The 16,346-nt window shown below is 53.4% G+C and carries 9 protein-coding genes; 7 read left to right on the top strand and 2 right to left on the bottom strand.

The annotated features are described in order from the left end of the window. Positions 1-102: 102 nt before the first annotated feature. The 4 genes from MKO97_RS01500 to dgt all read left to right on the top strand — a co-directional run bounded on the left by MKO97_RS01500 (position 103) and on the right by dgt (position 4,814). Positions 103-2,514, top strand: coding sequence for a ribonucleoside-diphosphate reductase subunit alpha (locus MKO97_RS01500; RefSeq protein WP_241104309.1), 2,412 nt, complete (start codon positions 103-105; stop codon positions 2,512-2,514). Positions 2,515-2,526: 12 nt separating this feature from the next. Beyond that, on the top strand, positions 2,527-3,033 hold the full coding sequence (locus MKO97_RS01495) for an RDD family protein (protein ID WP_241104308.1): 507 nt from the start codon (positions 2,527-2,529) through the stop codon (positions 3,031-3,033). Positions 3,034-3,116: 83 nt separating this feature from the next. Then, on the top strand, positions 3,117-3,410 hold the full coding sequence (locus MKO97_RS01490; protein ID WP_241104307.1) for a hypothetical protein: 294 nt from the start codon (positions 3,117-3,119) through the stop codon (positions 3,408-3,410). 54 nt (positions 3,411-3,464) lie between these two features. Continuing rightward, on the top strand, positions 3,465-4,814 hold the full coding sequence (dgt, locus tag MKO97_RS01485; RefSeq protein ID WP_241105482.1) for a dGTP triphosphohydrolase: 1,350 nt from the start codon (positions 3,465-3,467) through the stop codon (positions 4,812-4,814). Positions 4,815-4,816: 2 nt separating this feature from the next. On the opposite strand, the gene MKO97_RS01480 is transcribed toward dgt, so the two are convergent. Further along, complete coding sequence (locus tag MKO97_RS01480; RefSeq protein ID WP_241104306.1) at positions 4,817-5,785, bottom strand: DUF3078 domain-containing protein; 969 nt, start codon at positions 5,783-5,785, stop codon at positions 4,817-4,819. A gap of 33 nt (positions 5,786-5,818) precedes the next feature. Next, positions 5,819-7,579: a 1-deoxy-D-xylulose-5-phosphate synthase gene (locus tag MKO97_RS01475; RefSeq protein ID WP_241104305.1), complete on the bottom strand. Its 1,761-nt coding sequence runs from the start codon at positions 7,577-7,579 to the stop codon at positions 5,819-5,821. Between the two features lie 81 nt (positions 7,580-7,660). Here MKO97_RS01475 and MKO97_RS01470 point away from each other — a divergent pair, with 81 nt between their 5' ends. The 3 genes from MKO97_RS01470 to pbpC all read left to right on the top strand — a co-directional run bounded on the left by MKO97_RS01470 (position 7,661) and on the right by pbpC (position 16,299). Then, complete coding sequence (locus MKO97_RS01470; RefSeq protein ID WP_241104304.1) at positions 7,661-8,104, top strand: nucleoside deaminase; 444 nt, start codon at positions 7,661-7,663, stop codon at positions 8,102-8,104. Between the two features lie 182 nt (positions 8,105-8,286). Continuing rightward, positions 8,287-13,920 carry an alpha-2-macroglobulin gene (locus tag MKO97_RS01465; protein ID WP_241104303.1) on the top strand — a complete coding sequence of 1,878 codons (5,634 nt, stop codon included), beginning with the start codon at positions 8,287-8,289 and terminating at the stop codon, positions 13,918-13,920. Positions 13,921-13,923: 3 nt separating this feature from the next. Further along, positions 13,924-16,299, top strand: a complete 2,376-nt coding sequence (gene pbpC, locus MKO97_RS01460; protein ID WP_241104302.1) for a penicillin-binding protein 1C — start codon at positions 13,924-13,926, stop codon at positions 16,297-16,299. Positions 16,300-16,346 lie beyond the last annotated feature (47 nt).

Raw genomic sequence — 16,346 nt, 5'->3', positions numbered from 1 at the left:
ACAGGCTGGGGCAAGAAAGCTAAAGCGGACAGCCGGAAAAGGCGCCAAAACAAAGACAACTAACCACCTAAATAAATTACCAATCTTTAAAGGGAAAAGCGTATGTATGTAGTAAAAAGAGACGGCAAGCGGGAGCCGGTGATGTTCGATAAAATCACGGAACGGGTTAAAGTGTTGTGCTACGGGCTCAACGAATTGGTCGATCCGGTAAAGGTGGCCATGCGCGTAATCGAAGGATTGTATGACGGCGTCACCACATCGGAACTTGATAACCTGGCAGCTGAAACCGCGGCGGCCATGACGGTGACGCACCCTGATTATGCCCAGTTGGCGGCACGTATCGCCGTGTCGAACCTGCACAAAAACACCAAGAAGTCGTTCTCTGAGACGATGTCGGATATGTACCACTACGTGAACCCACGCACCGGAAAGGCATCGCCGCTGGTGTCGGATGAGGCCTACGAAGTGATCATGGCGAACGCCGAACGTCTTGACTCGGCTATCATCTATACCCGTGATTTCGGTTACGATTACTTCGGCTTCAAAACGCTTGAGCGCTCGTACCTGCTGAAAATCAACGGCAAGATCGTAGAACGTCCGCAGCACATGCTGATGCGGGTGTCGGTGGGAATTCACCTCGACGACATCGATTCGGCGATCGAAACATATGAGCTGATGTCGAAGAAGTTCTTCACCCACGCCACACCTACGCTTTTCAATGCCGGTACACCGAAACCACAAATGTCTTCCTGCTTCCTTCTGGCGATGCAGGACGACTCAATCGACGGCATCTATGATACATTGAAGCAAACGGCGAAAATTTCGCAGTCGGCGGGTGGTATCGGGCTTTCGATCCACAACATCCGCGCTACCGGATCGTATATCCGCGGCACCAACGGTACGTCAAACGGAATTGTGCCGATGCTGCGCGTGTTCAATGACACCGCGCGTTATGTCGACCAGGGCGGCGGTAAGCGGAAAGGATCGTTTGCGATTTATGTGGAACCATGGCACGCCGACATCTTTGACTTCCTTGACCTTCGTAAAAACCACGGAAAGGAAGAGATGCGTACGCGTGACCTGTTCCTTGGGATGTGGATTCCGGATTTGTTCATGAAACGCGTACAGGAAGATGGCCTGTGGACGTTGATGTGCCCGAACGAGTGTCCGGGTCTCTACGACGTGCACAGCGAGGAATTCGATGCGTTGTATACGAAATATGAAGCGGAGAACCGCGGACGTAAGACGGTAAAGGCACGTGAGATTTGGGAAAAAATCCTGGAATCACAGATCGAAACCGGACTTCCGTATATGTTGTATAAAGATGCGGCCAACCGCAAGTCGAACCAGAAGAACCTGGGTACGATCCGTTCGTCGAACCTGTGTACGGAGATCATCGAGTATACCTCGAAGGACGAGATTGCCGTGTGTAACCTCGCGTCGATTTCGCTGCCGATGTTTATCGAAAACGGCAAGTTCGACCACCAGAAACTCTATGATGTCACCAAGCGTGTGACGCGCAACCTGAACAAGGTGATCGACCGGAACTATTATCCGTTGATCGAGGCCGAGAATTCGAACATGCGCCACCGTCCGGTCGGATTGGGAGTGCAGGGTCTTGCCGATGCCTTTATCATGCTCCGTATGCCGTTCACCAGCGACGAGGCGAAGCAGTTGAACCAGGAGGTCTTCGAAACGCTCTACTTTGCCGCCGTTACCGCCTCTATGGAAATGGCGAAGGAGGAAGGACCGTATTCAACCTTCGAGGGATCACCGATTTCAAAAGGGGAGTTCCAATTCAACCTGTGGGGATTGAAAGATTCGGATTTGTCGGGTCGGTGGGACTGGGCCTCGCTTCGTAAGGAAGTGATGGAGCATGGAGTTCGCAACTCGCTGCTCGTGGCGCCGATGCCAACCGCATCTACCTCACAGATTTTAGGGAACAACGAGGCGTTTGAACCGTATACGTCGAACATCTATACCCGTCGTACGCTGTCGGGCGAGTTCATCGTTGTCAACAAACACTTGCTCGAAGACCTGGTGGAAGCCGGTATCTGGAACGAAACACTGAAACAGGAAATCATGCGGAACAACGGGTCGATCCAAAGCATTGACCAGATTCCGCAGGATATCAAAGACCTTTATAAGACCGTGTGGGAGATGTCGATGAAAGACATTCTTGACATGTCGCGTCAGCGCGGGTACTTCATTGATCAGTCGCAATCGCTCAACCTGTTCATGGAGGGCGCGAACTATGCGAAACTCACGTCGATGCACTTCTACGCCTGGCAGTCAGGCCTGAAGACAGGTATGTATTACCTGCGTACGAAATCGGCGGTGGATGCCATCAAGTTTACCCTCAACAACGACAAAAAAGAACAAGCCGTGGCTGAACCGGCTGCCGTGGCGGTTACCGTTGAGGAGAATGAGGCCATGTCGGCCGAGGAATTCCGCGCCATGCTCGAGCGTTCGAAGAACGCCGGCCCGGAAGATTGTGAGATGTGTGGGTCGTAAAGAGATTAAAGTATGCGGCAACCGTATATCGTTACAGAAGATTTGTTGGTGAGCAGTTGGCTACGTTTTGCCCACGCCGTGTTGGACCGTTTGGTGGTGTATGCGGTGATCCTCATTCTGATGTTTATGCTGGGTTTCATAGCGGGTGTAACAGGCGATGATTCCTGGCTGTCGTGGACGCAGGAAATATCGACCCTGACGGATACGCTGATTACCCTCGGGCTGAGCTTGATCTATTACGCGGTCTTTGAGTCGATCAGCGGACAAACGGTGGGCAAGATAATCACGGGTACAATCGTCGTAGACTATAACGGCGATCGCGTGGGTACAGGCACCATTATCAAACGAACCTTCTGCCGGATTATCCCGTTTGATTTCCTCACGTTTTTCAACGGAGCGCGCGGCATGCATGACAGCATACCGGACGTCTATGTGGTGCATAAGAAACGCCTGCAGGAGGCGAAACGACTTCACGACGACTTCGAGTCATTCGGAACAGAAACAGAAAACCCGGTCTAAGGCCGGGTTTAACATTTCATGCGGTTTTCCCGTAAAATCGTCGAAACGGAGGTCGGTATCTTTGGCAGTATAAACTATATGCCATGTATCGAATTACCTGCCTTTTTTTACTACTTGCTTTCGTATCCTTCGGCCAGGCCTCGCAGCGGGTGCCTTCTGCTCTGCCCGGTACGTGTACGATGACCCTCAATGTGACCGTCCTGGTGTCGGGTGTGCCGCACACGTACTTCCTTTCGTTCGGCGGGCCCTGTGCGACGCTTTCGCGGATGTGGCGCCGGATCGTGGTGGAATTCCTCGGTCCTTTTTTAGATGCCGTACTCGCGATGTTTCCCGGTCAGCAACCCCAGATTGTCTGTTGGTGGATAAGCTGGGGATGACGCTGCTGCCAGACCGAATAATTCGCGTATTTTTGGCGAAACGGCACATCTATGATGCAATGGGAGCAACTCCTTTCCCTCAGGAAACACGGCGATAAAGGCAAGCGCCTCCGGACGGAGGAAGACGACGCACGACTGGGCTTTGAAGTCGACTATGACCGGATCATATTTTCCTCAGCCTTTCGAAGCCTGCAGGATAAAACGCAGGTCATCCCGTTGTCGAAAACCGATTTCGTGCACACCCGACTCACCCATAGCCTGGAAGTATCCGTTGTCGGTCGCTCGTTAGGCCGATTGGTGGGAAAACGCATCATTGAGAAGTATCCGTATTTGCGGGAAGTCCACGGTTACCAACCGAACGATTTTGGTGCGATTGTGGCCGCAGCTGCACTCGCGCATGACATTGGCAATCCGCCGTTCGGACATTCCGGCGAACGGGCGATAGGCGAGTATTTTTCGATTGGAAACGGACGGCAGTACCAAGACGGACTTACGCCCAAACAATGGCAGGATCTCATCGATTTCGAGGGAAATGCCAATGGGTTCAACCTACTGACGGCAAGTCGTCCGGGTATTGAGGGGGGGCTTCGGATTTCGTATGCCACACTGGGGGCTTTTATGAAATACCCAAAGGAAAGTCTGCCGAAGAAACCCACGCCAGCGATTTCGGATAAGAAATACGGTTTTTTCCAAACGGATGCGGCCTTCGTTACAGAGGTGGCGACCGAATTGGGGATGATCCGGAAAGACCGCGGCGACGACATTGCCTATCAACGCCATCCGCTTGCTTTTTTGGTAGAGGCAGCCGATGACATCTGTTATACAATCATCGATTTTGAGGATGGAATCAACCTGGGGTTGGTGTCAGAGGATTTTGCCTTGGAGTACCTCATTAAATTGGTAAAAGACAGTATCAATACGGCGAAATACAATGAGCTGACTACAAAGGAAGATCGTCTTAGTTACCTGCGGGCGCTCGCCATTGGCAGCCTGATCAACGATGCCGTTTCGGTGTTTATGGAACAGGAAGAACTCATCCTCCAGGGGAATTTTCACTCCGCCCTGACCGATAAAAGCCGCTTTAAAGCACAGATGGATGACATCATCGCGCTGTCCATTCGCAACATCTACCAAAGCCGTGAAGTGGTCGAAAAAGAGTTGGTGGGTTACCAGATCATCCAGACCTTGCTCGATACGTTCATCCGGGCGTTGAATAACCAGGCGGCGGGAGCTGTTACGGGCTATGATAAACTGGTTTTACGTTTGTTGCCCGAACGGTTCCGAACCGAAAAAGAAGGATTATACGACCGGTTGCTCCACGTTTGCCATTACGTATCGCTACTGACGGATGGGAAAGCACTTGAACTCTACGAAACCATCAAAGGTACCCATAGCGTGCGTTGAAGTCAGAAATTGTAAACAGCGCCGATACCGAGCATTTGCTTTAGCTGGATTTTCGGCCCGACCTGCACCTGCTTGCCATCCCGTTCTTCATTTGCCTTGATATCATCGTCATAAATGACGTGGAAACCGATATTAGCCCGTATATACTCATTGACTACAAGGTCAAGGGTTCCCTGCCAGTCAGTGTCGATATTGCCGAACCGGTTGAGGTAGTCCGTATAGAGGCTGAGGCGGTTCTCGTAGGTAATGTTCTTCGCGACAGTGGCTTTGAAGTGGGTAGAGACCAGTGTTCCCAACTCGGTCCGTGACCGCTTCCCGCGCCGGATGCGATTGCCATCGGCGTCGTACACGGCCTTGTCAACGCCAAACGTCCCCAGGTCGGCCAGGCGTTGGTCGAGCACCAGGGTGTTTTTCATCGTGAGCGGCGATAAGTAGATATTGACTTTTTTCTCCTTGTTGGAATACTCGGCACCAATACCCAAAAACGTGTAAGCCGGTGCGAAGGCGCGCGAAATCGGATGGCTTTTATCAGGGTAGTTGTATCCGTTCGAAAACTGCGTGGAAAACGTGAACTTGGCCGAGTGGAACCAGTTCGAAAGGGTGTCACGTCGGTACCCCACGGTCGAGTTCAATTGCACGGCATCGTCGGTTTTACGCACCTCGATACCATCCTGTTTGTTGAGGCCGTAGCGCATGATCAACTCGTTGCCCCACTTGATGTTCCGCTTCGTGTAAATACGGCTGAAGTTCGTTTTGAGTAAACCCGAAATGGAACTGACACCACCCGCGTTCCAGTTTACAAAGGCAATTTCGTTTACATCGAAGCCGATACTGTTCTTTTTCTGCCAGGGCGAAACGACATCCGGCACTTTCACACTTACCTTTTTTTCTACGGTAACGATCGTGTCCCTTGTCTGGCTGAAAAGGAGGATAGGACTACCAAGCAATAGAAAGAAAAGAAACGTTCTCATATCGTCTTTGCCGCTTTACAAAAATGCCTTTTTTCAGAGCGACGCGAAAATTTCCGCCAGACTTTTAACATCTATTTTACTATAACGTTTTAGTTCCTCAATGCTTCCCTGCGGGATAAATTCATCTGGAATTCCGAGTAGTTGCAAGGTGCCCTTGTACCCATTTTGCGCGGCATGTTCGGCGATGGCTGAACCAAATCCGCCGCTGACACAGCCGTCTTCTATAGTGACCACGGTCTCGAAGGTGGTGAATAGGTGGCGCAATAGGTCTTCATCCAATGGCTTGATAAAACCGAAGTGGAAGTGGGCAAATTCGACGCCGCTTTGGTCGAGCGCAGCTGTTACTTCGTGCGCCATCGTACCCGTTGAAAGCAGCGCCACCCGTTCACCCGATCGCAACGATACGGCCTTGCCATACGGAACGACCTCGAACGGCTGCTGCCAGTCAGTAACGGTGCCACGTCCACGCGGATAACGGATGGCAATCGGGTGGGGTAAACCACATTGAACGGTATATAGGATGTTCCGTAACTCGACTTCGTCTTTCGGGGCAAACACCATCATATTGGGAATGCACCGCAAATAGGCGAGGTCAAATACGCCGTGATGGGTAGGTCCGTCTTCACCCACGAGTCCGGCGCGATCGAGGCAGAATACCACGGGGAGATTCTGCAGGGCTACATCGTGTATAACCTGGTCGTATGCGCGTTGCAGGAACGACGAGTAAATGTTGCAATAAACCACCATGCCCTGCGTGGCCATACCGGCGGCCAGCGTAACGGCATGTTGCTCGGCAATGCCCACGTCGAACGCACGGTCGGGGAACTCCTCCATCATGAATTTCATCGAACTGCCCGTCGGCATGGCGGGCGTGATACCGATGATCTTGCGGTTTTGGCGGGCAAGCTCGCACAACGTCAAACCGAATACATCCTGGAATTTGGGAGGAAGGCCTTCTTCACTCTTCACCTGGATTTCGCCTGTTACTGCGTCGAAGCGTCCGGGCGCATGATACCGCACCTGGTCTTCCTCGGCCTGTCGCAATCCTTTTCCTTTGGTGGTGATGATGTGCAGGAATTTAGGTCCTTTGACCGCCTTTAACCGTCGTAGTTCCCGTACGAGCGTCGGCAAATCGTGGCCGTCAATCGGTCCGGAGTAATTGAAGTTAAGGGCTTTGATAATGTTGTTCGTACGCGGATTCCGTCCTTCTTTGACGGCGGTGAGATAGGCTTTGAGCGCACCGACACTGGGGTCGATCCCAATGGCGTTGTCGTTCAATACCACCAATAGATTCGCATCGGTAACACCGGCGTGGTTGAGGCCCTCAAATGCCATCCCCGAAGCAATCGATGCATCACCGATCACTGCCACATGTTGGCGGTCAGGGTGGCCGTTGAGCCGCGAGGCAATTGCCATGCCCAAGGCGGCCGAGATCGACGTAGAGGAATGGCCGGTGCCGAAGGTGTCATAGATGCTCTCCTCCCGTTTCGGGAAACCGGAAATGCCTCCCAAACGGCGGTTGGTCGGAAACTGTTCGCGTCTGCCAGTTAATATTTTATGGCCGTAAGCCTGGTGCCCCACGTCCCAGATAAGCAGGTCATCGGGCGTGTCGAATACGTAATGCAGCGCGATCGTGAGTTCAACCACGCCCAGGCTGGCGCCCAGGTGGCCTTCTTTGGTAGCCACTACGCCAATGATAAAGGCCCGCAATTCCTCGGCCAACTTCGGGAGTTGGTCTTCCGGAAGTTTCCGTAGATCAGAAGGAAAGACGAGGGTGTCAAGAAGCGAAGCCATGTCGGGCAAAATTACGATTTTACGTCGACTTAGGGGCTATCCACCCTCGGGACGTCTGGGTAAAACCGCTATTTTTGCCGTATGGAAAATCCCTTCACCGACGACTATTTCATGAAAAAAGCGCTGCAGGAAGCGCAAATGGCGTTTGACAAAGGGGAAATTCCGATCGGGGCGGTCATCGTTGCCAACGATCAGGTCATCGCCCGGTCACATAACCTTACCGAGTTATTGAATGACGTAACAGCCCACGCCGAAATGCAGGCAATAACGGCTGCGGCCAACTATCTGGGCGGTAAATACCTGAAAGGTTGTACGTTATATGTGACGGTCGAACCCTGCCAGATGTGCGCCGGGGCCCTGTATTGGAGCCAGATCTCAAGAATTGTCTTCGCTTCTCCTGATGCACAGCGGGGCTATCGCAACATGGGTACCACCCTTCACCCAAAGACAGAGGTTTCGTGGGGTGTACTCGAAGCCGAAGCCGCCGATTTGATGCTGCGTTTTTTTGCGTCGAGGCGAAAGTAATGCCCTGTTTTACCGTTTGTTGAAAATTATTTTGCGGCTTGCGAAATGCGCATGAACAAATCCTAAAAAAATAATAGTACTTTCATGCAATATATGGAAGTCTTTCCCAGTTATGGCAGAAATTTGAAGTACTTCGTTACCGACCGTTCACCCTCTTCTCAACCAACACGTCTCCAAAACCAATGAAAACAAAAGGAATCTGGTGTGTACTGCTCACACTGATGGTTTTTCATGCCTGTAAGAAACCGGCTGCCGATTTCAATTCCAACCCTGAATTCTACAAAGATTACATAACGGGTTTTACGGCGGGCATCGTTCCGACGGGCTCTGACATCCGGGTGGTGCTGGCCACCGAGCACCCGCAATGGCAGAAAGGGCAGGAACTCGACGACGATCTCTTCGACATCTCTCCCTCTGTCTCCGGAAAAGTAGTCGCGCTGTCGACGAACACGGTGGCCTTCGTACCGTCTAAAAAACTGGAGGCGGATACGGAATATCAGGTCGAGTTTCGTCTCGGCGCCGTAGCAAAAGTGCCGAAAGACCTCCGCGAGTTCCGCTTTACCATCAAAACGGTCAAACAAGATTTTGCGGTTGAAACCCTCGATTTCCAATCGTATAGTCCGGATTATCAATACCTCAATGCGGTGTTGCGTTCGGCCGACGTGCTGCAACCGGCCGAGGCCATGCAGTTGGTCAGGGCACACCATATGGGCAAAGACCTGAAAATTGTGTTTGCGAAGTCGGGTCCGGGCACTGAGTTTCGTTTTCGGATTGACAGCATTCCCCTCCAAACCACCGAGAGTAAATTGTATATCGACGAAACGGGCGCGCCGTTAGACATCGACCGCAAGAACGTCATCGAGCATACCGTAGCGGCTAAAGGACAGTTTCGGATATTGGATGTGCGGCTCGATCCGGCTAACAACCAACTGGCGCTCATCAATTTCTCACAGCCTTTGTTGAAAATGCAGGATTTCAGCGGACTCGTCTCCATCCGGAACGCGAACAACCTCCGGTTTGCCGTGCAGGGAAATATACTGAAGGTGTTTTTCAGCAACCGGATCCCAACGCAGGAAACAACTACCGTTGCTACCGACACTGTTGCGGTGGTGGATTCAACCGCGGTGAGCACCGATTCGGCGCTGGTTGCGTATGTGTCACCTTCCGCTTCCGAAGACGTATCCGTTTCAGGTGCCATCCGCGTAGAAGTGTTTGCCGGAATCGAAAGTGAATACGGTAAGAAACTCCTGGGCAACAGCACGTCCGATATTTCGCTTGAACAGATCAAGCCGAACATACGGTTGGTGAAAAACGGTACCATCCTGCCATCTTCCGGAAACCTACGCATCAATTTCGAGGCGGTCAACCTGTCGAAGGTCGATGTGCGGATTTTCAAGATTTATAAGAACAACATCCTGCAATTCCTACAGTACAACGAACTGAACGGAAACGAAAACCTGGCACGGGTCGGGCAACCCATCGCGACGAAGACGCTCAACCTGGACGAGAATCCGTTGGTGAAAATGTCGAAATGGAACACCTTCAGCCTTGACCTTGCCAAGATTATCCAACCCGATCCGGGTGCGATTTATCGGGTGGAATTTACCTTCCGGAAGTCGTATTCGCTCTACGACTGCGTCGGACGCGAAGACTCGGGTGACTCCTACGAAAGCGACGATTCATCCGATGACGAAGAAGAGGAGAATGAAGACGAGCGGAACTACAGCTACGATTCGTATTACGGTCGCTATTTCGACAGCTATGAATGGCGCGAACGACAGGATCCGTGCAACAGTTCGTACTACTACGACGCCGGTGTGGCCACGAATGTGCTGGCGACCAACCTGGGCGTCATCGTCAAACGGGGCGAGAATAAATCGTACCTGGTTGCCGTGGCGGACTTGTTGACGACGCAGCCGGTGGGCGGTGCTAAAGTCGAGTTCTACAGCTACCAACAGCAGAAAATCGCCACCGGCACGACCAACGGGGAAGGCGTGGCGACCCTTACATCGAAGAAGTTTGCCTATTTCGCCATCGTGACCAAGGGTTCGAATACAACGTATGTAAAGTTAGACGACGGATTGGCGCTTTCCGTCTCCAACTTTGATGTCGCCGGTGAAGAACTGCAAAAGGGATTGAAGGGATATTTGTATGGCGAGCGGGGTGTTTGGCGTCCGGGCGACCGACTGTGGTTGTCGTTCATCCTTGACGACGCAGCCAACCGCATCCCGGAAGGGCATCCTATCCGTTTCCGCCTGTCGGATCCGCAGGGTAAGGTCGTCTACCAAACCGTCCGCAAGTCGAACAAGTGGAACCATTACGTCTTTCCTGTCGACACCGACGCCAGTGCACCTACCGGAAATTGGGAAGCGATGGTGTCGGTGGGCGGCGCGCGCTTCTACAAAAGCATCAAGATTGAAACAATCAAGCCGAATCGACTCCGCATCCGGAATGCACTGGCCGATCCGCGGTTCAGCTTCGCCCGCCCGAACCGGTTGAACCTGGAAGTGGCGTGGTTGCACGGTGCGATCGCTAAAGGACTCAAAGTGGACGTACAGGCGAAATTTACCCAGCAGGCTACGACCTTTAAACAATATCCGCTGTACCATTTCGACGACCTCGTGCGCACGTTCAACACCGAGGAGATCAGCATTTTCAACGGAAAACTCGACGACAAAGGCCGCGTTTCCATACCGCTCAATCCGAAATTACAGGGGCAGGCGCCGGGTATGTTGCGCGCCGCTTTCGTAACCAAAGTATATGAGGAAGGGGGCGATTTCAGCAGCGATGTTTTTACCGCCAATTACTCACCGTTCGCTACCTACGTCGGCATCAAAGCGCCGGAACCAAATCGCTACGGCATGCTCGAAACCGGACGGTCCAACCAGTTTGATATCGTGACGGTTGACGACGCGGGTCGCCCGAAGGCTGTTTCCAAACTGGAAGTGAAGGTCTTCAAGACCGAGTGGAATTGGTGGTGGCAACAATCGGATGAAAATGCCGACTACAGCTCGGCCAGTTCGACGCAGATGGTCCGCAGTTTTGTAGTCAGCACCAATACGGCGGGCAAGGCGAGCGTGGCATTTTCGCTGTCGAATGACGAATGGGGGCGGTATGTCGTTCGGGTGTCCGATCCCGAGGGCGGCCATGCTACGGCCACGGCGGTAACGATTGATTGGCCATCCTGGACGACGCGCAGCCGCAATGATTTCTCGACGAATGCCAACATGCTGATGCTGTCGACCGACAAGAAAGAATATGGCGTCGGCGAAAACATCGAATTATCATTCCCGTCAAGTGCCGGCGGACGGGCGTTGGTGTCACTCGAAAACGGATCGCATGTGGTCAGCACCTTGTGGGCCGAGACGAAAAAAGGCGAAACCCGTATTTCGATTCCGGTGACGCCGCAAATGGCACCCAATGTGTACCTGAACGTGACGCTGCTGCAGCCTCATGCCAATACGAAGAACGACTCGCCTATCCGGATGTACGGTATCGTGCCGGTGAGCGTCATCGATAAAAATACCATCCTCAAGCCGGTCATTTCCATGCCCGATGAGCTGAAGCCGGAACAATCGTTCAACTTGCGTGTCTCAGAAGCGACCGGCAAACGGATGACGTATACGGTAGCCATTGTCGACGATGGCCTGCTCGACCTCACCCGCTTCAAGACACCGGATGCGTGGGAGAGTTTCTACGTGCGTGAGGCCCTCGGCGTGCGCACCTGGGACATTTACGACGATGTCATCGGGGCGTATGGCGGCCAGATCAGCCAAATTTTCAGCATCGGTGGCGACCAGGACTTGCTTGGTGGTAAAGCCAAGAAAGCCAATCGCTTCAAGCCGGTGGTCGTCTACTTCGGGCCTTTTGAATTGGCGAAAGGCGGAAGTGCGACGCATACCATCAAATTACCGAAATATATCGGCTCCGTCAGGGCGATGGTGGTCGCGGCGAATACAGAGACCAGTGCGTATGGTAAGGCGGATAAAACTGTGGCAGTGAAGAGCCCGCTCATGGTGTTAGGTTCGCTTCCGCGGAAGATATCGCCGTCGGAAAAAGCCGTGGTACCGGTGACGGTGTTTGCGATGGATAAGCGCGTGAAGGACGTGACCGTTACCCTAAAGGCCAGCAACGGATTGAAGGTAGTAGGAAGTGCCACCCAAAAAGTCTCGTTTGCCTCACCGGATGAAAAACTGGTATATTTCACCATTGCGGCAAGTAACCTTACCGGCGTGTCGAAGGTGCAGATTACAGCAAGCTCCGGTGCCTTCCGTTCCGCTTATGATGTCGAACTCGACCTCGTCAATCCGAATCCGGTTACGAATCTGTCGACGCCGTCTGTGTTGGCCGGTAACCAGTCGCGCATGCTGACCTGGAAGCCGTTTGGCGTCGCCGGAAGCAATAAGGCAAAGCTGGAGATTTCGTCGATTCCGGCCATGAACCTCAACAGCCGTCTCGACTATTTGGTGACCTACCCGCACGGCTGCATCGAACAGACCACCTCGTCGGTATTCCCGCAACTGTACCTCACCGATATTGCCGATGTGGATGCCGACCGACGGGGCAAGATCCAATACAATGTCATGGCGGGAATCAAGCGCGTAAGCGGCTTCCAACTGGCATCGGGTGGCTTCTCGTACTGGCCGGGAAATAGTGATGAAGACGACTGGGGCACGTCATATGCCGGGCACTTCCTTCTGGAAGCCGAGAAAAAGGGCTACGCCATACCGTCCGGTTTCCGTCAAAAATGGATTTCCTACCAGAAAAAAGAGGCCAAGTTATGGCGCTTCCAACCGCAATATGGCAACGATATCGCACAGGCGTACCGACTGTATACCCTTGCCGTGGCCGGTTCCCCTGACCTTGCCTCGATGAACCGGATGCGCGAAACGAAAGGCATTTCAAACGAAAGCAAGCTCCGACTCGCCGCAGCTTACGCCGTTGCCGGGCAAAAATCGGCAGGACAGGCACTCCTGGCGAATACACCCATCGATGAAACAGGCGGTCGTTATTGGTATTACTACGGTTCAGCCGACCGCAATCGGGCGATGGCGCTCGAAACCCTGTTGTTAATGGGCGACAAACAGCGGGCCTTCCGTATGGCGAAGAAACTCGCCGCCTCGATGTCGTCTGACGGCTACATGAGCACCCAGACAACGGCCTACGGACTCTTGGCTATGTCGCGCTTTGCCCGTGAGAATGGAGGCAAAGGCGTCGATGTTGTTCTTACCGTGGGAGGTAAACAGGAAACCATCCAAACCGGAAAATCCGTTGTGACCCGGGTGTTGCCGGTGGGTGCCGGCGCGAATTCGGTTACGCTGAAGAACCGGAAGGGGAATACCTTGTTTGTAACACTTGAGAACTCGGGCGTTATGCCGGTGGGCCAGGAGCAACCACAAACGGGCAACCTGACCGCAACCATCAAATACCTCGACGGAAAAGGACAACCGGTGAAGGTAGGTGCGATCCGGCAAGGGACAGAGTTTATGGCCTTGATCACCGTAAAGAATATCACCAACGAGCGGGTAGAGAACGTGGCGCTGACGCAGATACTGCCGTCCGGTTTTGAAATCGTGAATACGCGGTATACCGATTACGGCGAAGCAACGAAGAATTACGCCGACTACATCGACATCCGCGATGACCGGACGAACTTCTACTTTGCGCTGAAGGCCAATGAAACGAAAGTGTTGACGGTCAAGCTGAATGCCTCTTATCTGGGCACTTATTACCTGCCTGGTTTGCAGTGTGAAGCGATGTACGACCATTCGTATGTAGCCCGTACGAAGGGGCAGTGGGTGCAGGTGGTGCGATAAGGTATGAAACAGAGGATCCAAAACGGATGGCGTCGGCTCAAAGGCTGGGTGCGCCGCCATCCTATCAAATCGGCGCTGACAGTGCTGTTGCTGGTCGGCTACTATTTCTGCCTGCCCGATCCGCTTTTCGAAACGCCTTATTCCACCGTACTCGAAAGCAGCAACGGCGAATTACTGGGCGCCAAAATCGCCCGTGATGGCCAATGGCGGTTTCCGCAGGGCGATAGTATCCCGGTGAAATTCCAGCAATGCCTGATCTATTTCGAAGACCAACATTTTCGTTCCCATCCGGGGTTCAACCCCGTGGCGATGGTCAATGCGGTGCGACAGAACGCCAAAGCGGGCCGGGTCGTGCGAGGGGGCAGTACGTTAACCCAACAAGTTATCCGGTTGTCGAGGGACGGTAAAAAACGCAGCTACTTTGAGAAAGCCATTGAAATCATACTGGCCACGCGGCTCGAATGCCGTTATTCCAAAGACGAGATCATCGGGCTGTATGCGGCGCATGCTCCGTTTGGCGGTAACGTAGTAGGATTGGAGATGGCTTCCTGGCGGTATTTCGGTGTGCGGCCCCACCAACTTTCATGGGCGGAGAGTGCCACATTGGCCGTACTTCCCAATGCCCCGTCCTTGATTTATCCGGGAAAGAACCAGGAGAAACTCCGCGCCAAACGCGACCGCCTGCTGGCCAAATTATGGAAGGAAGGCGTCATCGACGAAGCGACCTATCGGCTATCCGTGGCGGAACCCCTGCCGCAGAAGCCGTATCCGCTTCCCACATCGGCACCACACCTGCTGCAGCGTGTTGCGAAAACGCGGGAAGGACAATGGGTACGGTCGACGGTCGACATCCACCTGCAGCAACGCGCGAACGAGCTGGTGCGGTTTTACTATGGACAATACCGCCAAAACGAGATTTACAACATGGCGGTTTTGGTGTTGGATGTGCATACGCGCAACGTCATCGCCTATGTGGGCAATACGCCTACGGATAGCGATCACCAGAAGGACGTTGATATCATCGGGGCGCCGCGCAGCACGGGGAGTATCCTGAAACCGCTGTTGTATGCGTCGATGCTCGACGAAGGGCAAATCCTTCCCCATACGCTGGTGGCCGATGTGCCGACCCAGATATCGGGATACACGCCGCAAAACTTCAACCAAACCTACGATGGAGCCGTTCCCGCCAGTCGCGCCTTATCGCGGTCGCTCAACATTCCCGCCGTTCTCATGCTGCAGGATTACGGCATCGGGAAGTTCTATGACCAGTTACACCGCTTCCGGCTGCGCGACATCAATCGTCCGGTGGGGCAGTACGGGCTCTCGCTCATCCTGGGTGGTGCCGAAAGCAATTTATGGGACTTATGCCGGACGTATGCGGGCCTGTCTTCTACCGTTACCTATTTCAACTCACATCAGGCCCGGTACCGTAAAGGCGAGTTTGCCGAACCGAACCTTGACAACGACCTGCAGGTCGACTTTGGGGAAGAAAGTTTCCAGAAAACGATCGTGGGTGCGGGGTCCATTTACCTGGCGTATCTGGCCATGGAGGAAGTGAACCGGCCGGAAGGCGATGAGGCCTGGAAATTCTACGACAGTTCGCGGAAGGTCGCCTGGAAGACCGGCACCAGCTTTGGCAATCGTGATGCATGGGCCATTGGCTCCAGTCCGGATTATGTCGTCGGGGTTTGGGTAGGAAATGCCACTGGGGAAGGCCGTCCGGAACTGACCGGTGTCGGATCGGCGGCACCTGTGATGTTTGACGTATTCAACCTGCTTCCGCGCAAGCGATGGTTTGCCACGCCGTTGAACGATTTGGAAGAAGTGGAAGTATGCGCCCAAAGCGGATTCCTTCCCCAAACATTTTGCCCGACCCGAAAAGAGTTTGTTCCGTTGAAAGGAAAAACGTCATCGCTTTGTCCGTATCACAAGCAAATCCATACCGATGTGTCTGGTCGGTTTCGGGTGAACAGCAGTTGCGAGGCCGTTGACAACATCGTCACGCGGCCCTGGTTCGTGCTGCCTCCGGTAATGGAATGGTATTACAGGGGGCAACACATCGATTATGAGCCGTTGCCGCCGTTCCGTCCGGGTTGCCAGTCGCCCCAACAGGCCACGATGGATTTCATCTACCCCAAGGCGCATACCAAAATTTACCTTACCAAGAATTTCGACAGCCAGGTGCAGCCTGTGATCATCAAAGTAGCACATTCCGACCGCGAAAAACAGCTGTTTTGGTATATCGACCACCGGTATGTGGGATCGACTAAGACCTTCCATGAAATGCCGCTGAAAGCCAAAACCGGACGGTACGATGTGACGGTGACCGACGAAGACGGCAACGAAATTCACCGGGTGGTGGAGATCGTGCGTAACTAACGGAACCCGTCTCCGGTGGACCCCGCACTTTTGGCAATTGCCCCACG

This window comes from Flavobacterium sp. HJ-32-4 (assembly GCF_022532105.1).
Lineage (GTDB): Bacteria > Bacteroidota > Bacteroidia > Flavobacteriales > Flavobacteriaceae > Flavobacterium.
The sequence above is the reverse complement of the archived record's forward strand: the minus strand, read 5'-3'. Positions and strand labels throughout refer to the sequence as shown.